The following is an 18,530-nucleotide window of genomic DNA, read 5'->3' as shown; positions in this document are numbered from 1 at the left end:
ATCCTAAAGAGGATAAAGTCGCTCATCAAATTGTTCGAGTTTCGGGAAAACCAAAGCATCTAGCTGATCTAAACTCTGAAGATGTTTCGCATAATTGAGGAGCATTTGTTGGCGAGCCTCTTGAGAAATATAAGGTACGTGGTAGGCAATAAATGGAGGTAGAACCTCAAAGCCGACATAAGCCAAAGTTCCACGTTGGATGGGTAACAATAAATTTTCAAGTGAACCATGAATCGCATTTTCACCAAACATATGATCACGCCCACCCAATGTGAAACTCAGCATGGCCTTTTTGCCTACCATTCCACCATGATTATAAAAGCGTTTTCCACCATAAAAAATGCCTGATACAAAGACACGATCAATCCAACCTTTTAAAATTGCAGGAATAGAAGTCCAATACATTGGAAAATTTAAAATCAGTAAATCGGCTTTTTGAACTTTTTCAATTTCGCTTTGAATATCAGTTGAAAGGAGTTTTTGTTGAGAAGCATGTCGTTGTTCTAACGCATAATTTAAATATTCTTCATTTTTTAAGGTCGTGAAATCTTCTCGTGATGCAACAGGGTTGAAATTCATGGCATATAAATCAGAAACCTCAACATGATGTCCTTGTTGTTCTAATACTCGAACAGCTTGATCTTTTAAAGCAGTTGTAAAAGAAAGTGGTTCAGGATGTGTATGTACAATCAAAATATTCATAATGGTTCCAATCAATCCTTGTTAGTAGGGCAGATTATTGTTGTTTGAATGAGAACACGAGTATTCAATAAAATAATACATTTGGCATTTGCCGAAAGTTTAACATTATTCTTTTTTGTGCATTTTTCAGTTGCTCTTTACACGTAGAAATAAAAAAAGCTCATGCCATGGCATGAGCTTTTCACCTCTGAGACATTCTATTTTAAATATAAAATAGGATTCAGGGATTTATAAATACTGAAGAACAAAATCATAATATGAGAATAAACTTGTAAATACAAGCTTTATGAAGATGATAAATGTATAAGTTCTTAACCGTTTGATTTGGTTTCGATATTTGCTGTGTGATTAGTCAGTTGATGATTTTCAGATAATGCTTGATAACGTTTTTCAATTTGCGCCGCACTATCTTTTAAAATTTCAATTAACTTATCAGTATTGATAAATTCAAAACGATTTTTAGATGCCAATACGGTTAAAGAAAGAGGTGCCTCTTTGCTTGAAAATTTAATTGGAACAGACAGTCCTGACACATTTGGATCAAGCTCACCACGTGATAAATAGTAACCTTGTTTCTTGATTTTCTTCATTTTAGTGACGAAAGTATCTTCATCATGAGCAAAACCTACTTCATCAAGTTCATGGATGAAGTGTTGATAATATTCATGAATTTTTTGTTTCGGTAAATGCGCCATAATCACTTTAGGTGAAGATCCCATAAAAACAGGGCGAGGACAGCCACGACCATAAGATAACAAGGTTTCATCACGGAAAACTTCATGGTGAATATCAATACAATAATCATCATTTAAATGTGTGAGTAAACAGCAAAGTTCTGTTTTTTCAGAAATTTCTTGCATGAAGGGCTTACTGATCTGAACCAATGGATCTGTGGTACGAGAGATATAGTCCATCACCGCAATTTTGGGTCCCAAAGTATAGTCGCCCGATGTACCACTTAAACGTTGTAAAATATCGGCAGATACAAGCTCTTTTAGATAGCGATAACTTGTTGGTTTTGAAAGATTAAGTTCTTCGCAAATTACATCGACATTAATTACGGGTCGATTGACCGAAAATAAATCGAGAACTGTGAGAATTTTCCCAAAACTTGAAAGTGCCATTTCGAACCTGCTAAATCGGTGAATGCAAAAAATAAAATCAATTGTTATGTTATAACAAAAACTTTTGTTCGTGTTGAGTGCTTTTTGCATTTATACCTACATTTTTTATGCAAAAGCGCTTTGAGATTTTAAAGATAAAAATCGAACAACTTGGTTTGTTAATTGAATTATTATCATTATACGATATTTCTATTGACTAATATTTGTTTTTTTGAAAGAATTAACGATATTAATATCCAATGATGAAAACTATCTTTTGAGTAAAGATTAAGTTTTCAACATGAATCGAGTCGCTCTCTACTCGACCGCTGTATCTGAACAAAGCACATATTTGTTCCTCTATTTACATATTTTTTCTTTGACTGCACTGTTTAACAAATTAAACGGTGCAGTTTTTTGGTCGTTGAAAAAATTAAAATGTGACGTGTACAGTGAAAATTGTAAAATGAAGTGTTACTTTTCATCGAAATTGAACAGATGGATATCCGCTTTAAATTACAACAGAGAAAATCAATAAAATTCAATTTATAGCGAGTCGCATCCATGTCCTTAATCAAACCACTATTGGCTTTTAGACCCAATAAATTGGATTGGATTTTTGCGACCAAAACTTTTATTGCGGGCATGCTCGCATTATATATTGCATTTGCGTTAAACCTGAGTTATCCCATTTGGGCGATTGGTACAGTATTTGTGATTGCCAATCCTTATGCTGGTATGGCTGCTTCAAAAAGTATTTATCGTTTACTGGGTACATTATTCGGTGCGATTTTTGCAGTTGCTGTCATGCCGTCTTTGATCAATATGCCATGGTTATTAGTTTTAGTACTTGCCATCTGGGTCGGTGTTTGTCTTTATATTTCTTTAATTGACCGTTCACCGCGAAGCTATGTGGTTATGTTGGCAGGCTATACTGCCGTTATTATCTGTTTTAACTCAATTTACTATATAGAAACAGTTTCTATATTTGATATGGCTTTAGGGCGGTTTTTAGAAATTTCGCTTGGTGTTGTTTGTAGTGCTGTGGTCAATGCCATTATTTTCCCTATGCATATTGGTCCTGTCATTCAAATGCGTGTTTCCAAAACTATACAAGATACGCAACACGTTTTTGACGCAATTTTATCCGATGAAAAACATCAAAATAATTACACGCAGTTATTGGCAAATATCACTCGTGACACAAGTGATATTCATACTATGGCAGAGCATTTAGATTATGAAAAATCAAAATTTAAAGGGATGACCAAACCTTTACAAGAACTACTCCATCAAATGACCATGCTTGTTGCCAACTTGGTAGCAATGTCTGAACGCATGAAGCAACTCGATCAGATTGATCTCAATTACCGTCAATATTTTCAGGATTTTCATCAGCATATTAATGATTTTTTGCAAAATGAAAGTGAAGTCAAAGCAGATGAGTTACTTTATTTACCTGAACATTTTGAGCAAAAATTTCAGCAGATTACGACTCAGGCAAAGCCGGAACAATGGGTGATTTTGGGCAGTTTAAAAATGGATATTCGTCATTTTATTCAAAATATACGTGCTGTGAAGTTGATTTGGCAACGTATGCAGGCAGGAGATAATAGCTTACCTGAATCGATCGTACCATTGACGACAGCCTATCCGAGTTTGCATCGAGATTATGGTGTGGCTGTACGTGGAGGTTTATCGGCATTTTTAACCACCATTGTGGCATGTGCTTTTTGGATTTTGAGTGGTTGGAAATCTGGTTTTATGTTGGCAGAAATGGCAACCATTACCGCATGTATTTTAACATTTCTAGATGATCCTGTACCCGCACTAAAATTGTTTATTCGTGCGAGTATTTACGCTTCATTTTTTGTCTTTATTTATGCCTATGGCATCTTTCCCCATCTGACTTCTTTTTGGGAAGTGATGGTGGTATTGGCACCCTTTATTTTATTTTGTTTGATGCTGTATTTACACCCGCCCTTACATGGTTTGGGGCTGCCTTTAATTATGAGTACTGTTATGGGCTTAAATTTACAAAATCGTTATTCAATGGATCAGGTCGCATTTTTTGACATGACCATTGCAACCATTATTGGCCCAATTATCTCGGTATTTATGGTACATGTAGTGCGTTCAATGTCACCTGATATGACTGTACAACGGATGCTTGCCTTGCACTATAAAGAATTGCGCCAAGCCATTCACATGCCATATGGCACAGGCTTTCGAATTCATTTAAGGGGTGTGCTTGACCGTATTGGTGTACTCAATACGAAACAAGTTCAGTCGCAAGTCTTGAAAGATGAAATTAATAATGCCTTGATTGAAGCGAGTGCAATGGTTGATTTCACTCGCTTGCAAGAACTCATTGATAAGTTGTCGCCTAAGTCCGCATTAAAAGCTTCATTGCTTGAATTACAAAAGGTACTTGATGAATGTTTGGCGCAGCGTGAAAGCGACTCGAATAATCGCACTTTTGAAGCACAACTGAATCAACAATTTGCTCAAGTGATACAAAATATTGCATCTATAGAAGATACAGAAATTCAGCAACGCATTGAAATCTCAATCAACAATATTCGAAATAGTATTTGTCATATACCGACAGATTTAGCATTGAACACTGCACATGAAGGAGCATCATATGGGTGAGTTAAATGTTTATGGTGTGTATGTTCCTATTTTTTTGGTTCAAGCGATTTTGGCTTATCTTATTTTTCGTTTTGTAGTAATGGGAATTAATCGTTTAGTGGAAAAAGATTGGATTCTTTTTCCTGCCATTTTTAACTTGTGTGTGTATTTGATTTTACTCTTTTTGATGCATCGCTTGTTTATTTGGACGGGTTTTTAAATTGTATTTGAATTTGATGAGTGAATAGGTTGAAACATGAAAACATTTGATCTACGCAAAGTAATACGACCACTCGGTTTTCTTGTGGTAGTCGTCATTGCCATACTGTGTATTAAACATGTGTGGGATTATTACAATGCAGAACCGTGGACGCGTGATGGTCGAGTACGTGGCGATGTGATTCAGGTTTCTTCTGATATTGCAGGTTTGGTGACAGAAGTCATGGTGCAAGATAATCAAACAGTGAAAAAAGGGCAGGTCTTATTTAAAATTGATCTTGCACGGCAAGCTTTAGATATCGAGCAAGCCAAATCTGATTTAGCAAAAGCGCATTCAGGACTTGCCGCAGCAGAAGCGGGTTTAGCTGAAGCTAAAGCCAATGTGGTGAAATCGGTAGCCAATACACATCTTGCGGAAAAAAATGCCAATCGTTATGCAAGCCTTATGGATGGCGCAATTTCAAAACAAGAACAAGATGAAATGTTTGCCATACGAGATCAATCGCATGCCGAGCATCAACAATTACAAGCCGCAGTTGAACAAGCCCAAGCCAATATTAAACAACAAAAGGCATTCATTGAAGCTGCAACAAGTAGTGTGCATTTGGCAGAGCTTAATATGAGTCGTGCAGAAGTTGTTGCGCCTTCAGATGGTACACTTTCAAACTTTGATTTACGCTCAGGTAATTACGTTAAAGTCGGTGATGCAGTTGCAGCACTTATTGATCGTAAGCAATTGTATGTTGTAGGTTATTTTGAAGAAACCAAACTGAATAAAATCCATTTAGGTGATCAAGCAACAGTTCAGTTGATGGGAGATTCACAAAAATATAAAGGTCATGTACAAGGAATGGCATCGGGGATTGAAGACCGTGAACGTACAACATCTTCAGGTCTACTTGCCAATGTTAACCCAACATTTAGTTGGGTACGTTTGGCACAGCGTGTTCCTGTCAAAATTGTCTTAGATGAAGTACCACATGATTCTTTGGCTTTTGTTGCAGGTCGTACTGCAACGGTACATATTTTAGAACGTGATAAAAAAGAATAGTTCTATCATTCATCAAATTAAAACCCACCAATGCTCATAGAGCGAGGTGGGTTTTTTATTTCTATTTTGAGATTTAAGGCTTTAAGCCTTCAGGATTGCGATACCAACTTTCAATAAATAAGGCAGCAGCAAGACTATCGGCAGATAAGTTTTTGCCACGCCCTTGTGCTTGATAATGATCGAGTTCATCACGTGCTTCACGCGTGGTTAAACGTTCATCAACCATGAGGGTTTCAATATTGGTTTGATGGCGCAAACGGCGGGCAAATTTACGTGCACGCGCTGAAAGTTCCGATTCGCTATCATCCATATTGAGTGGCAGTCCCACTAAAAATAAAGTTGGTTGATGTTGTTTCACGATTTTTAATAAATTATCCCAATTGGGGATGCCATCTTTCATTGGAAATAATGGCAATGGATTTGCACTTGTGATTAAAGAAGAGCCAACCGCCATACCTGTTTTTTGTGTCCCAAAGTCAAAAGCCATAATAAGCTGTGGTTGTGTTAAATCAGGCATGTCCAATCTCAGATGATAACCAAGTACGATCAATACCTATTTTACGATAAGCCGCATCCCAACGCTCGCTATATGGCAAATTAAAAATTAAATCCATATCTGAGTCACAAATAAGCCAATCACCACGAGCAATTTCATTCTCAAGCTGGTTCTTTGCCCAACTTGCATATCCCAAAGCAATTTGGTAACGCCCAACACCTTCATTGTGGGCGATGGCATCCAAAATATCTTTACTGGTGGTAATACAGACATTTTCACCAATTGCTATTGAAGAAAGCCATGTCGGTTGCCCTGTATGTAAAACGAAGCCCGCTTCAGGACGTAAAGGTCCGCCTTGTAACACATCTTGCAGACGGACATGATCGGCTTCAATATCGAGATCATTGAGCAGTTCTTTGACATTTAAACCAGATGGGCGATTGAGAATAATTCCCTGAGCACCATCTTCATCGTGGCGGACTAAATAAATGATCGTATTTGAAAAAAAATCATCTGTTAAATCGGGTGGTGCAATGAGGCAACGATGCATCAAATGTTGTTTACTCAACGATAGTTTCTCCCAATGATTACAAGGTCATGAATTTAAAATGCCAAAAAATAGACTGAAGGTACATTCTTAACATACTCGAGTAATACCATTTCAGCTAGTTATTTTATGATTCAGTTGATATTTTTATGATTGAGTTATAACTGAATTAAATTTTAGTGTACGTAATTGTTTAGCATGTTGTAGCGTAGTTTCATTAATTTCAATGCCACCTGTCATACGAGCAAGTTCTAAAATACGCTGATCTTCTTCAAGATTTAAAATCGTACTACTCGCAGGGTCGGTTTGGCGTTTTTTCACCAATAAGTGCTGATCTGATTGTGCTGCAACTTGTGCTTGATGGGTAATACACAAAATTTGGACATGTTGTCCAAGCCCTGCCAATAATCGTCCAACAATTTCCGCCGTGCCTCCACTGATACCGACATCAATTTCATCAAAAACTAAGACTTCAGATTCTGTTTTTTCGGCATTCATCACTTGCATCACTAAGGCAATACGTGACAATTCTCCCCCTGATGCCACACGACCTAAAGGCTGTGCAGGAATACCTTTATTTGCCGTAAACAGTAGTTGAATAAAGCTAAAGCCTTCTGCTGATGGTTGATCAAGCGGTTCAAATTTAAATTCAAAATAGGCTTCAGGTAAGGCGAGTTGTTTGACTTGCTCAGTGAGTTTTTTTGCCAAAGGCTTAGCCGCAGCACGGCGAATATCATCTAAATGCTGCGCGCTCTGTTGATAATGCTGTTCTGAAATGGCGATTTGCTCTGCCAAAGTTTCAGGATCTTCAAGTGTATGTAATTGTTCAAGCTCTTGTTGCCATGCTGTAAATTGTTCTTTTAACGCTTCAGGTTGTGTACGATATTTACGTGCTAAGCGGTGGAAAATTTCAAGCTGAGTATTTAGCTCTTCCATGCGCTCAGGATCAAAACTTTGGCGATCAATAAATTGACGTAAATTTGCAGCGGCATCATCAATTTCACTTTGTGCATTGAGTAAAGACGTATGAATTTCAGCAAGTTGCTCACTGCGTCCTGCATGGGATTCTAAACGGCGGATGATGGATGAAACTTCTTGTGCAATATTCTGCTCAGATTCATCCAATGCATTGAGTCCATAACTACAGTCTTGCATAATGTGTTCATGATGGCTCAGGCGATCAAATTCTTGCTCAATGTCTTTATAGTCAACTTGTACCAACTCTTCGAGTTCCTCAAGTTGTAATTCTAAAGTTGCAATACGTTGCAAACGATTGGCTTGTGCATCAATGGCTGCTTGGTGAATGCGAATGTTTTTTTGCCATTGATTGTAGGCGTCACGAACTTCCTGTGCAGGTTGTGCAAAATTACTATAACGATCTAACCAATGCTTTGGATAAGGAGGCTCTAATAGTTGTTGTTGGCTGTGTTGGCTATACATTTGAACCAATAAACGTCCAATTTCTTTGAGTTCAGATAAGCTGCTCGGACGACCATTGACCCATGCTTTACTGCGTCCTGTCGCAAAAATCACCCGACGTAAATGAATCTCGCCTGATTCATCATCGAGTTCATGACTTTTCAGCCATTCAGCCTCAGCGCTATTGTCCCGATAACTAAAACTTGCCGTGACATCAGCTTTCTCTGCACCAAAGCGAACATGGTTGGTATCTGTTCGTTCACCTAAGCATGCTGAAAGGGCATCGAGCAATAAAGATTTACCTGCCCCTGTTTCACCTGTGAGTACATTGAATCCTTGATCAATGTCCATGGCTAAACGATCTGCTAAAGCAAAATTGATGAGATTTAAGTGTGTCAGCATAAATGCATCCAAGCTGCGAACAATGTGGTTCTAAGATAGTGAAGTTTTGTTTTTGTCACAAGACGTTAAATATTCTAATATGAGTCAATATTTATAATTCTAACGTAAATTTATAATGAAAATGAAATTACCATTGCCTATTGCCCCAAAAAAAATTCAGCAAAAGAAAATAGTGTCACCTAAAAATGTCGCGAAAATCAACCAACAATTAAACGCAGCTTCAAAACAATTTCATGTTGCACTGGCTCAAGAAAACTATGCAGCAGCTTATCAGTTTATTTTACCTGCCTATAAGCTTGTTCCTGAACATGCAGGTATTTTAATGGACTTAGCATATACTGAACTTCGACTAGAGCAATACACGAAAGCATTTTCACATTATAAAAAAGCCATTCAATTGAGTGGAAAAGTGGTCGATACCAATGTTTATGATGGTATGACTGAGGTTTGTCATTTTCTCAAGCAGCCCGAAGATCTGAAATACTATGGTGCATTGGCAATTCAAAGTAAAAAAGATATGGTGGTGGATGAGCCAATTATCGGTCAAGTTTCTTCCACACCACCGAAGTTTGATTCGAAGAACAAGAAAGCCAATATCATTGCATTTTCATTGTTTGGCAATTTGGCACGTTACTGCGAAACTTCACTGATTAATGTCGATTTAGCCAATGAAATTTATCCTGAGTGGACATGCCGTTTCTACGTGGATGATTCTGTGCCTGTTAATGTACAGCGTCGCCTTGAAGAAAAAGGTGCAGAAGTCATTCAGGTAAATGGCAAACAGCGTGAGTTATCTGGGTTATTTTGGCGTTTCTTTGTGATAGATGATCCGACAGTGAAACGTTTTTTAATCCGAGATGCCGATTCATTGGTGTCATGGCGTGAACGTGCGGCTGTCGATGAATGGCTTAAAAGCGATAAATGGTTCCATCTGATGCATGACTTCTATAGTCATACAGAATTAATTTTGGCAGGTATGTGGGGTGGCTGTACTGGTGTATTGACCAATATTGAACAACATATTCGTGATTACGTGGAAACAGGACGCTATTTATCGAATCGTGTTATGGATCAGCATTATTTACGTTATTGTATTTGGCCAACAGTGGCACAAAGTATCATGAACCATGACAGTCAAGGTTTTGATCCGCATGGTATAGCTTTCCCTTTACATGAACAAAAGAAAGATTATGAAGAACTCAGCCAATTTCATATTGGTATGAATGAAGGTTCGGCACAGTTTGAAACTGCCGTGAATATTGCCGATGTAGAACAGGTGTATTGGACTTTGGTCGATGAAAATTCACAGCCTGTTTGTCGTTATATCAGTAAGGTTTCAGCTGCACGTACTATTATAGTCGACATTCCAAGGACTTATGCATTTAGAATTACTACAGGAGAATGGAGTATTCGTGTTAGTGCAATTGAAAACGCAGATTGATTAGTTAGACTGAGGTCATTAAACTAGCTCATACAAAACTTATATAAATGCGCATTATTTGGAGAATACGCATGTCGTCACAATTTGATCATGTATCAGTAATAAAAAAATCGAATGTTTATTTTGGTGGCTCATGCATCAGCCATACGGTGCAATTTGCAGATGGAACCAAAAAAACATTGGGGGTAATTCTACCGACTGAACAAGCGTTGACATTTGAAACGCATGTGCCAGAACGTATGGAAATTATTTCTGGTGAATGTCGTGTACGTATTGCAGACAGCGAAGAACAAGAATTGTTTCGCGCAGGTCAGTCTTTCTATGTACCTGGTAATAGCAAATTCAAAATCGAAACAGATGAAGTTTTAGATTACGTCTGTCATCTTGAAGGCTAATCAATCATTTTTTACATTTGATCTGTGCATTTAAATTGAATGTGAGCGCATCAATTGAACGAAGATTTTTAAGCCGAAATGGTTTAAACTAAGTCATTCTTAAAATCCTGTAAAGTTGGCTTTGCAGGATTTTTCTTTTCTCTCCCCATATATCATTTATCAATAGATACCAGAGGTCGTTCATGGCTAAACCCGAATATTATTATGGCGTTCATTCAGTGGAGTCATTATTGGAGCTTGAACCTGAACGTGTTCTGACTTTATTTGCATTAAAAGGTCGTGATGATCAGCGTTTAAAGCGTGTGCTTGAGCTTGCTGAGCCTTTTGGGATTAGCGTGCAACAGGCAAGCCGTGACAGTTTAGAAAAATTGGCAGGTCAGCCGTATCATCAGGGAGTTGTGGCAGCCGTACGTCCACATCCAATTTTGAATGAAAAAGATTTAGATCAATTATTAGAATCTTCTCATCAGCCTTTATTGCTTGCATTGGATCATATTACTGATCCGCATAACTTGGGTGCATGTGTACGTACTGCTGCTGCGATGGGTGTTGAGGCTGTGATTGTACCGCGTGACCGTGCTGCTACATTAACCCCGACTGCACGTAAAGTCGCAGCAGGTGGTGCTGAAAAAGTGAAATTTATTCAAGTGACTAATTTGGCACGTACACTTGCCAATATGAAAGAAAATTATAATGTTCGTGTGGTTGGTACCATGCTTGATGAAAAGGCATTAGCGATCCAAAAATTTGATTTTACAGGTACGCCTGTATGTATCGTGATGGGTGCGGAAGATACCGGTTTACGTCCGATTACTCAGTCACAATGCGACCAGACGGTGTTTATTCCAATGCAGGGTGATTTACAAAGCTTGAATGTCAGCGTGGCAACAGGCATGGCTTTGTATGAAGCATGTCGTCAGCGTCAGGGCTAATCACTACATTTTATTGCAACAATTAAGAATAAGGTCTATCACAGATTTTATTCTTGTCTTATATTTTTAAATATTTACACCGAGAAAGATCATGATGACCTCCCGCAACATGGGCTATGTTTATGTGGCAATTACAATGTGTATTTGGGGGGGATTCACGATTACATCAAGATTAAATGCAATATGGCATATCAGTGCTTGGGATATTACAGCACTACGTTTTGGCTTAGCATTTTGCATTTTAACGCCTATTCTTATCTATAAAAAAGACACTACATTCTTATTCAAAAAAGAACCGTTTATTCTTGCGATGCTCGGTGGTGTGGTGTATTGCCTCACTTCCTATAGTGCTTTTCATTATGTTCCCGCAGCACATGCGGCTATTTTCCTCAATGGTTGTATCCCATTAACGACGGCTATTGCTGCATATCTTCTATTTAAAGAGCCTTTCGATAAACATACATGGATTAGCCTGAGCATTATGCTCTGTGCGATTTCAGGTATGAGTTTATTAATGTATCGAGAAACTGGTGTAGCATTCGGCTTCGGCGATTTATTGTTTTTTTTAAGTGCGGTGTGGTGGGGGATTTTTACGGTATTGTTAAAACAGTGGAAGCTCTCTGCATGGCATGCGATGACAGGTGTCGCGATTTGGTCTGCAATTGTTTACATTCCAGTCTATTTACTCTTTTTACCGAAACATTTGGCCGATGCAACATTCGCTCATTTAGCTATGCAAACCGTTTTTCATGGCATTTTTGTCGTGATGATTGCGACTTTGGCATATATTGAAGCTATTAAGCGTCTAGGTGCATTTCAAACAGGTAGTATTGTCACGCTTGCACCATTTATTGCAGCGATTATCGCCGTGCCACTTTTGGGTGAGTCATTGAGCTTAGCGATGATTTGCGGTTTAATCGGTATGGGTATTGGTGCATTACAACCATGGCGTTGGTTTGGGCGTAAAGATAGTTTACAAGCAAGTTTAGAACAGCAAAAGCAAGATTAAATATCTTTGTTTGAATTTAAGAAGTTTCGCTACGTGCTAAATATTGCAGATGCAAGGGTTTAAGCTTTTCATATAAATGATCAAGCTCACCGTCATTCAGTACAATATCATTTGCCATTTTTTGTTTCTGAATACGAGGCATTTGTGCGGCAATAATCTTTTGGATTTGATCTATATTTTGACGATCACGAGATGACGCGCGAGCAATTTGTAATTCTTCTGAGGCATCAATCAGAAGAGTATGTTGAGTCAATTCATGTTGATTGGTTTCAAATAATAACGGCGATACTAATATTACATAAGGGCTAGTCGCGTTGTGAAGTTGTTGAATAATAGATTTACGAATTGCAGGATGGGTAATCTGCTCAAGTTGTTTACGAGCATTCGGCTCTTTAAAAATATGATCTCTTAGTGCTTGGCGATCGAGTGTACCGTCAGGCTGCAACACCCAATCACCAAAACACTGCTGAATTTGCAATAGGGTAGGTTGCCCTTTCTCAACCACTTCACGAGCGACAATATCAGCATCCACAACAGCGATTCCTTGACCTTCAAACCATTGGCTAGCAGCAGATTTACCACTACCAATGCCGCCCGTTAAGCCAAGAATAAAAGTCATTTTATATCACCATTGTTGAATTTGAAGAGGTAAATAGGATGTTTTAACCGCCTAAATAAACTTTCATAATTTGTTCACCCCATAAAAAGGCAATCCAACCCGCAATGGCAATATAAGGACCAAATGCAAAAGGCTGATTCTCTTTACGGACTTTAAGTAAAATAATACCAATAATTGAACCGACTAAAGATGAGAGCAAAATAATTAAAGGGAGCTGTAATGGTCCCATCCAAGCACCGAGTGCGGCAAGGAGTTTAAAATCTCCATAGCCCATGCCTTCTTTGCCTGTCACGATTTTAAACAGGTAGTACACGATCCATAAACAGAGAAAGCCAATCACATAGCCCCAAATAGATGAGACAGGCGTAGTAAATAAGCCAAAGCTATTAATGGCCAAACCGAGAGCCGCTAAGGTTAACGTGAAACGATCAGGCAAAAGTTGGGTATCAAAATCGATAAAGGTGAGTGCAATGAGTACCCAGGTTAAAATAAGACCTGCAACCATTTGTAGTGTTGGACCAAAAACAGCAACGACTGTTAAAGAACACAGCATCGTGAGTAGTTCAATAAATGGATAACGGAAACTAATTGGGTTTTGACAAGTTCCACATTTCCCACGTAATACCAGCCAACTGATTACAGGGATATTTTGATACCAACGAATTTTCGTTTGGCACTTTGGACATGTTGATGCAGGTTTACTCAGTGTGAGCTTTTCATGATCAATAATCGGTTGTTCAGGATGGAGTAGCATTTGACATTCAGTATGCCATTCTTGCTCCATCATTTTTGGTGTTCTGAAAATGACAACATTTAAAAAACTACCGATGCATAAACTTAAAAATGCGACTGTTAAATAACAGGCAGTCGCATTGTTTTGCAATAACTCTAAAAATTGCATAGTAATTTATTTATCCTACGACTGAACCCATTTGGAAAATTGGGAGATACATGGCGATGACTAGGCCACCAACAAGTACACCTAAGATTGCCATAATAAGAGGTTCCATCATTGATGTTAAACCATCCACTGCATTATCAACTTCATTTTCAAAATGTGTTGCGACTTTATCGAGCATGGCATCAAGTGAGCCAGACTCTTCGCCAATCGCAACCATTTGAATAGCCATAGATGGAAATAGATTGGTCATACGCATGGCAAATTGTAATTGTTGCCCTGTTGCAACATCTTCTTTAATTTTTAACACAGCGGTTTCAAAGACTACATTGTTGGTTGCACCTGCTGTTGATTCTAATGCATCAATGAGAGGAACACCGGCTGCAAATGTTGTTGAAAGCGTTCGACTAAATCGCGCAATAATTGATTTATAGACGAGATCACCAAAGATAGGTAGTTTGAGTGCCATTCGATCTAAAGCATCACGGAACTTTTTACTACGCTTTTTTGTTTCCATAAATGCCGTGATGGCAACACCAATACCAAGGAGTAAAACAAACCAATATTTTTGTGTCCAATTGGACATATTAACAACCATTTGGGTAAAAGCAGGAAGCTCTGCACCAAATGAACCGAATAAGCCTTGGAATACTGGAACAACTTTAACCATGAGGATAATCGTTACAATTAATGCAACAATAATGACTGTTATTGGGTACTTCATGGCTTTTTTGATCTTTTGCTTTAAAAGCTCACTTTTCTCTTTATAAATTGCAACACGATCAAGCATGGTTTCAAGAGCACCTGATTGTTCACCTGACTCAACCAATGAACAAAAGAGCTTATCGAAATATTGCGGGTATTTTTTGAGGGCACCAGCAAAAGTATTCCCTCCTTCTACCTCACTTTTAATCCCGAGAACAACTTCCCGCATAGAAGGGTTATCTAGACCTTCAGCGACAATCTCAAAGCTTTGAACCAAAGGTACACCTGCTTTCATCATCGTCGCTAACTGTCGGGTGAAAATAGTGATATCTAGGGTGGTGACTTTTTTCTTCATCAAGCCTTCGAGAGGATTTTTACGTTTCTCTCGAATATTGTTGATATTGATCCCTTGTTTACGTAAGGTTACTTTTGCCAACGCCATATTACGTGCTGGCAGTTCCCCTTTGATTTTGATCCCCTTGCGATCAACCCCGTCATAAGCAAAAGTAGGCATCATTTCAGCTTTTTTGACTGCCATAATCTTGTCCTTTATTTTGTATTATCTTTATTCACTGGTTACGCGGTTAATTTCTTGTAATGAAGTTAACCCATTAATGACTTTTATCAAACCTGAACGGCGTAAATTGTTAAATCCTTGTTTTGCTGAAACTTCAGAAATTTGTAAGGCGTTACCATCTTCCATAATTAGTTTTGAGATTTCAGGGGTAACTTTCATTACCTCATAAATACCGACACGACCTTTATAGCCTTCTCGACACTCATTACAACCTATAGGTTGGTAGATCTTAAAATCGGGATCAGCAAGATCTTGCTCAGTAAAACCCATTTCTAATAGGCTCTGTTTTGGAACATCTACAGTGGCCTTGCAATGATTGCATAAACGGCGTGCGAGTCGTTGTGCAATTACCAAATTGACCGAGGTTGCAATATTGAATGATGGTACGCCCATATTGCGTAAACGTGTTAGTGTTTCAGGTGCACTGTTGGTATGTAGTGTAGACATCACCATATGACCTGTTTGTGCAGCTTTAATCGCAATTTCAGCCGTTTCTAAATCTCGAATCTCCCCGACCATGATGATGTCAGGATCTTGACGTAAAAAAGACTTTAATGCCACAGAGAAGGTTAAACCTACTTTGGGGTTAACGTTGACTTGGTTAATCCCTTCTAAGTTAATTTCGACAGGATCTTCGGCAGTAGAAATATTTGAACTTTCGGTGTTAAGGATATTTAGACCAGTATAGAGCGAAACGGTTTTACCTGAACCCGTTGGACCTGTAATCAATAACATACCTTGGGGCTTGTCTAATGCTTCCATAAATAAAGCTTTTTGAGCTTCTTCATAGCCTAATGCATCAATACCAAGCATTGCACTCGATGGATCCAAAATACGCAGTACAAGTTTTTCACCAAATAGCGTAGGCAGAGCATTGACACGAAAGTCGATAGCTTTAGTTTTAGAAAGTTTTAACTTGATACGACCGTCTTGTGGGATACGCTTTTCAGAAATATCCATTTGTGACATGACTTTTAAGCGTGATGCGAGTCGATTGGCAAGTTGTAGTGGGGGATTAGTGATCTGACGTAAAACACCATCAACACGATAGCGTACCCGATAAGATTTTTCATAGGGCTCAAAATGTAAATCAGATGCACCCATGCGAATTGCATCAACAAGGAGTTTATTTACATATTTAACAATCGGTGCTTCTTCTTCAGATGAGGGTTCGTCATCATCATCATTATTTTGAGCAAGATCATCACCTGCCATGACATCGACATCAAAGTCATCATCACCAAAATCGAAACTTTCTTCGTGGGTAAAGTACTTGTCTAGAATTTTATTAAGTTTGTCATGCTCGACAATAATTGGTTCAACATTAAGCTTACTATTAAAGCGAATTGCGTCCAGAGCTTCCATATTGGTTGGATCAGTCGTTGCTACATATAAAATGTTGCCACGTTGAACTAAGGGAAGAACCCGATGTTTAGTAAATAGACTGTTATCAACAATGTCTTTTGGAAATTGATCTGAATCAAATGCATCAAGGTCAAATAGAGGTTCGCCAAATTCTGTAGAGATCATTTCGGCAATGATCAATGGTTTAATATTGAGACTTTCGACTAGATAGGTAATAACACTGACTTTATTTTTTTTTGCCTTTTCGACAGCGTCCTGCATTTGCTGAGCTGTGACTAGACCTTCATCGACAAGGCGACGAATATAACCGGAAAAACGTGGTGAACTTTGCTGTAAAGACATCCCCAAACACCTTCATTCATTCATTTTATAATTTGAATAGGAAAATTATACGATTCCTAGAAAAAATATCTATAGTTAAACTTATATATTCATTGGTTATTTTAAGCAAAATTTGAACTGCTCATCTTTTTAAATCAGAACATTGAACCGATGGAAAATATGAGTGTATAGGTATTTTGGTGAAAAAAAACAGTCAGGCACGAAAATATTCATTAAATTTCAAAATTGCGTGTAGAATATGGGCATTTCGATAAAAGGGTTAGATGTATGTCGGGTTCGACGATTATTCCTTGGGTTGTAGGCAATTGGAAAATGAACCCAATGCAGGCTAACACTCAACAACTTGTTCAGCAATTCAAACAATTATTGCAACAAGAAGCGATTTCAGTCCAAGATTGTCATATTGGTGTTGCACCTACGACTTTAACTTTATCTACTGTACAAACACAACTAGCAGATGCAGTAACGCCTATAGTGACTGTGGCACAAGATGTATCTCGTATTGCAGGTACGGGGGCTTATACAGGCGAAGTCAGTGCTGAGCTTTTGAAAGACAGTGGTATAGAATTTGTATTGATTGGTCACTCTGAACGTCGAGAAATTTTTGGTGACAGTCCTGCCATTTTAATTGAAAAAATGAAAAATGCTTTAGTTGCAGGTTTAACTGTGATTTATTGTGTTGGTGAAACACTCGCACAAAGAGAAGCAGGGCAGGCAGAACAAGTTGTGTTACAACAAATCTGTGATGTTGCGGCTATTGTAAATGGCGATCAGTGGCAGAATATTATTATTGCATATGAGCCTATTTGGGCAATTGGTACAGGTAAAACAGCAAGTCCTGCAGATGCACAAGCCATGCATGCTCACATTCGAGAAGGTTTATTGCAAATTACGCCAGCAGGTAAAGATTTAGCTATTTTATACGGTGGTAGTGTTAAGCCGGAAAATGCTGAAGAGTTGGCTGCATGTCCAGATATCAACGGTGCTTTAGTGGGTGGTGCATCTCTAGATGCTGCCTCTTTTTATAAAATAGCTCAGGCATTTGCCAAAACAAAATAATAGAGGAATTCAGCATGCATAGTTTTGTGCTTATTGTACATATTATTCTCGCAGTATTGATGATTGTACTTATTCTTGTACAGCACGGTAAGGGCGCAGAAGCTGGGGCATCTTTTGGTGGCGGTGGTGCTGCAACTGTTTTTGGTGCATCGGGCTCAGCAAACTTTTTAACCCGTTTAACAGGTATTTTGACTGCATTATTTTTTATCACGAGTTTAACGCTTGCTGTATTTGCAAAACAACAAACCACAGAAGCTTTTGGCTTGAAAACAGTACCAACGACAGAACAAACGACGCTTCCTGCATCGCAGAATTCGAGTGAAACTTCGCCAACCGCACCAAAATAAGGTCAATTGTTGAAATTAAACCTTTCAATTTGATGTGCAAGCTACTAGAATGCGACACAGCTGCGGTGGTGGTGGAATTGGTAGACACGCTACCTTGAGGTGGTAGTGCTTTCGGGCGTGGGGGTTCAAGTCCCCCCTTCCGCACCAACAATGAACCAGATTGTTGGTGTTACAGCTAAAAAACACATTGTTGCGGGATGGAGCAGTCTGGTAGCTCGTCGGGCTCATAACCCGAAGGTCGTTGGTTCAAATCCAGCTCCCGCTACCA

At 38.6% G+C, this 18,530-nt stretch carries 18 protein-coding genes and 2 tRNA genes; 11 read left to right on the top strand and 9 right to left on the bottom strand.

Features of this window, described 5'->3' with window-relative positions; translation table 11 throughout:
* Nucleotides 1–3: 3 nt before the first annotated feature.
* The gene (locus ACK1JC_RS15160; RefSeq protein ID WP_409512707.1) at nt 4–702 is read right to left on the bottom strand and encodes an NAD(P)H-dependent oxidoreductase; all 699 of its coding nucleotides are present in this window, start codon (nt 700–702) and stop codon (nt 4–6) included.
* A gap of 311 nt (nt 703–1,013) precedes the next feature.
* Nucleotides 1,014–1,826 carry an IclR family transcriptional regulator gene (locus tag ACK1JC_RS15155; RefSeq protein WP_409512706.1) on the bottom strand — a complete coding sequence of 271 codons (813 nt, stop codon included), beginning with the start codon at nt 1,824–1,826 and terminating at the stop codon, nt 1,014–1,016.
* 543 nt (nt 1,827–2,369) lie between these two features.
* Here ACK1JC_RS15155 and ACK1JC_RS15150 point away from each other — a divergent pair.
* Genes ACK1JC_RS15150 through ACK1JC_RS15140 form a run of 3 tightly spaced genes read left to right on the top strand, consistent with a single transcriptional unit; the run spans nt 2,370 to nt 5,709 of the window.
* A complete protein-coding gene (locus ACK1JC_RS15150) occupies nt 2,370–4,460 on the top strand; it encodes an FUSC family protein (RefSeq protein WP_409512705.1) in 2,091 nt (696 codons plus the stop codon).
* Nucleotides 4,453–4,659: a DUF1656 domain-containing protein gene (locus ACK1JC_RS15145; RefSeq protein WP_409512704.1), complete on the top strand. Its 207-nt coding sequence runs from the start codon at nt 4,453–4,455 to the stop codon at nt 4,657–4,659. Before ACK1JC_RS15150 ends, ACK1JC_RS15145 begins: the two co-directional genes overlap by 8 nt.
* Before the next feature lie 36 nt (nt 4,660–4,695).
* A complete protein-coding gene (locus ACK1JC_RS15140; protein WP_409512703.1) occupies nt 4,696–5,709 on the top strand; it encodes an HlyD family secretion protein in 1,014 nt (337 codons plus the stop codon).
* A 73-nt stretch (nt 5,710–5,782) separates the two neighbouring features.
* On the opposite strand, the gene ruvX is transcribed toward ACK1JC_RS15140, so the two are convergent.
* The 3 genes from ruvX to recN all read right to left on the bottom strand — a co-directional run bounded on the left by ruvX (nt 5,783) and on the right by recN (nt 8,573).
* Nucleotides 5,783–6,226: a Holliday junction resolvase RuvX gene (gene ruvX / locus ACK1JC_RS15135; RefSeq protein ID WP_409512702.1), complete on the bottom strand. Its 444-nt coding sequence runs from the start codon at nt 6,224–6,226 to the stop codon at nt 5,783–5,785.
* Complete coding sequence (locus ACK1JC_RS15130) at nt 6,219–6,773, bottom strand: YqgE/AlgH family protein (RefSeq protein ID WP_409512701.1); 555 nt, start codon at nt 6,771–6,773, stop codon at nt 6,219–6,221. The genes ruvX and ACK1JC_RS15130 overlap by 8 nt, the downstream gene beginning before the upstream one ends.
* A gap of 126 nt (nt 6,774–6,899) precedes the next feature.
* Nucleotides 6,900–8,573 (bottom strand): DNA repair protein RecN, encoded by a 1,674-nt coding sequence (gene recN / locus ACK1JC_RS15125; RefSeq protein ID WP_409512700.1) that lies wholly within the window; start codon nt 8,571–8,573, stop codon nt 6,900–6,902.
* A gap of 115 nt (nt 8,574–8,688) precedes the next feature.
* Here recN and ACK1JC_RS15120 point away from each other — a divergent pair, with 115 nt between their 5' ends.
* The 4 genes from ACK1JC_RS15120 (at nt 8,689) to ACK1JC_RS15105 (ending at nt 12,350) form a co-directional block, all read left to right on the top strand.
* Nucleotides 8,689–10,014 (top strand): tetratricopeptide repeat protein, encoded by a 1,326-nt coding sequence (locus tag ACK1JC_RS15120; protein ID WP_409512699.1) that lies wholly within the window; start codon nt 8,689–8,691, stop codon nt 10,012–10,014.
* A gap of 71 nt (nt 10,015–10,085) precedes the next feature.
* On the top strand, nt 10,086–10,409 hold the full coding sequence (locus tag ACK1JC_RS15115; protein WP_409512698.1) for a pyrimidine/purine nucleoside phosphorylase: 324 nt from the start codon (nt 10,086–10,088) through the stop codon (nt 10,407–10,409).
* Nucleotides 10,410–10,591: 182 nt separating this feature from the next.
* The gene (rlmB, locus tag ACK1JC_RS15110; protein WP_409512697.1) at nt 10,592–11,341 is read left to right on the top strand and encodes a 23S rRNA (guanosine(2251)-2'-O)-methyltransferase RlmB; all 750 of its coding nucleotides are present in this window, start codon (nt 10,592–10,594) and stop codon (nt 11,339–11,341) included.
* Nucleotides 11,342–11,432: 91 nt separating this feature from the next.
* Nucleotides 11,433–12,350: a DMT family transporter gene (locus ACK1JC_RS15105; protein WP_409512696.1), complete on the top strand. Its 918-nt coding sequence runs from the start codon at nt 11,433–11,435 to the stop codon at nt 12,348–12,350.
* A gap of 16 nt (nt 12,351–12,366) precedes the next feature.
* On the opposite strand, the gene coaE is transcribed toward ACK1JC_RS15105, so the two are convergent.
* The 4 genes from coaE to pilB are packed head-to-tail and all read right to left on the bottom strand — an operon-like array spanning nt 12,367 to nt 16,856.
* Nucleotides 12,367–12,969, bottom strand: coding sequence for a dephospho-CoA kinase (gene coaE / locus ACK1JC_RS15100; RefSeq protein WP_409512695.1), 603 nt, complete (start codon nt 12,967–12,969; stop codon nt 12,367–12,369).
* Between the two features lie 43 nt (nt 12,970–13,012).
* Nucleotides 13,013–13,870 carry a prepilin peptidase gene (locus ACK1JC_RS15095; protein ID WP_409512694.1) on the bottom strand — a complete coding sequence of 286 codons (858 nt, stop codon included), beginning with the start codon at nt 13,868–13,870 and terminating at the stop codon, nt 13,013–13,015.
* Between the two features lie 10 nt (nt 13,871–13,880).
* The gene (locus ACK1JC_RS15090) at nt 13,881–15,110 is read right to left on the bottom strand and encodes a type II secretion system F family protein (protein WP_409512693.1); all 1,230 of its coding nucleotides are present in this window, start codon (nt 15,108–15,110) and stop codon (nt 13,881–13,883) included.
* Nucleotides 15,111–15,137: 27 nt separating this feature from the next.
* The gene (gene pilB / locus ACK1JC_RS15085) at nt 15,138–16,856 is read right to left on the bottom strand and encodes a type IV-A pilus assembly ATPase PilB (protein WP_409512692.1); all 1,719 of its coding nucleotides are present in this window, start codon (nt 16,854–16,856) and stop codon (nt 15,138–15,140) included.
* 267 nt (nt 16,857–17,123) lie between these two features.
* On the opposite strand from pilB, the gene tpiA reads away from it, so the two are divergent.
* From tpiA to ACK1JC_RS15065, 4 genes are all read left to right on the top strand, one after another.
* Nucleotides 17,124–17,915 carry a triose-phosphate isomerase gene (tpiA, locus tag ACK1JC_RS15080; protein ID WP_409512691.1) on the top strand — a complete coding sequence of 264 codons (792 nt, stop codon included), beginning with the start codon at nt 17,124–17,126 and terminating at the stop codon, nt 17,913–17,915.
* Nucleotides 17,916–17,929: 14 nt separating this feature from the next.
* Nucleotides 17,930–18,262: a preprotein translocase subunit SecG gene (gene secG, locus ACK1JC_RS15075; RefSeq protein WP_409512690.1), complete on the top strand. Its 333-nt coding sequence runs from the start codon at nt 17,930–17,932 to the stop codon at nt 18,260–18,262.
* A 62-nt stretch (nt 18,263–18,324) separates the two neighbouring features.
* Nucleotides 18,325–18,409: transfer RNA gene (locus tag ACK1JC_RS15070), tRNA-Leu, on the top strand.
* Between the two features lie 44 nt (nt 18,410–18,453).
* Nucleotides 18,454–18,530: transfer RNA gene (locus tag ACK1JC_RS15065), tRNA-Met, on the top strand.

Source organism: Acinetobacter sp. TY2, assembly GCF_046269225.1.
Classification (GTDB): Bacteria; Pseudomonadota; Gammaproteobacteria; order Pseudomonadales; family Moraxellaceae; genus Acinetobacter.
The sequence above is the reverse complement of the archived record's forward strand: the minus strand, read 5'-3'. Positions and strand labels throughout refer to the sequence as shown.

Bases quoted from the DNA above. Each gene is read 5' to 3' on its own strand.
- ACK1JC_RS15155 (WP_409512706.1), bottom strand. From the start codon at position 1,826: ATGGCACTTTCAAGTTTTGGGAAAATTCTCACAGTTCTCGATTTATTT.
- ACK1JC_RS15105 (WP_409512696.1), top strand. From the start codon at position 11,433: ATGATGACCTCCCGCAACATGGGCTATGTTTATGTGGCAATTACAATG.
- coaE (WP_409512695.1), bottom strand. From the start codon at position 12,969: ATGACTTTTATTCTTGGCTTAACGGGCGGCATTGGTAGTGGTAAATCT.
- ACK1JC_RS15140 (WP_409512703.1), top strand. From the start codon at position 4,696: ATGAAAACATTTGATCTACGCAAAGTAATACGACCACTCGGTTTTCTT.
- secG (WP_409512690.1), top strand. From the start codon at position 17,930: ATGCATAGTTTTGTGCTTATTGTACATATTATTCTCGCAGTATTGATG.
- rlmB (WP_409512697.1), top strand. From the start codon at position 10,592: ATGGCTAAACCCGAATATTATTATGGCGTTCATTCAGTGGAGTCATTA.
- tpiA (WP_409512691.1), top strand. From the start codon at position 17,124: ATGTCGGGTTCGACGATTATTCCTTGGGTTGTAGGCAATTGGAAAATG.
- ACK1JC_RS15115 (WP_409512698.1), top strand. From the start codon at position 10,086: ATGTCGTCACAATTTGATCATGTATCAGTAATAAAAAAATCGAATGTT.
- ACK1JC_RS15145 (WP_409512704.1), top strand. From the start codon at position 4,453: ATGGGTGAGTTAAATGTTTATGGTGTGTATGTTCCTATTTTTTTGGTT.
- ACK1JC_RS15160 (WP_409512707.1), bottom strand. From the start codon at position 702: ATGAATATTTTGATTGTACATACACATCCTGAACCACTTTCTTTTACA.
- ACK1JC_RS15120 (WP_409512699.1), top strand. From the start codon at position 8,689: ATGAAAATGAAATTACCATTGCCTATTGCCCCAAAAAAAATTCAGCAA.
- recN (WP_409512700.1), bottom strand. From the start codon at position 8,573: ATGCTGACACACTTAAATCTCATCAATTTTGCTTTAGCAGATCGTTTA.
- ACK1JC_RS15095 (WP_409512694.1), bottom strand. From the start codon at position 13,870: ATGCAATTTTTAGAGTTATTGCAAAACAATGCGACTGCCTGTTATTTA.
- ruvX (WP_409512702.1), bottom strand. From the start codon at position 6,226: ATGCCTGATTTAACACAACCACAGCTTATTATGGCTTTTGACTTTGGG.
- ACK1JC_RS15150 (WP_409512705.1), top strand. From the start codon at position 2,370: ATGTCCTTAATCAAACCACTATTGGCTTTTAGACCCAATAAATTGGAT.
- ACK1JC_RS15090 (WP_409512693.1), bottom strand. From the start codon at position 15,110: ATGGCAGTCAAAAAAGCTGAAATGATGCCTACTTTTGCTTATGACGGG.
- pilB (WP_409512692.1), bottom strand. From the start codon at position 16,856: ATGTCTTTACAGCAAAGTTCACCACGTTTTTCCGGTTATATTCGTCGC.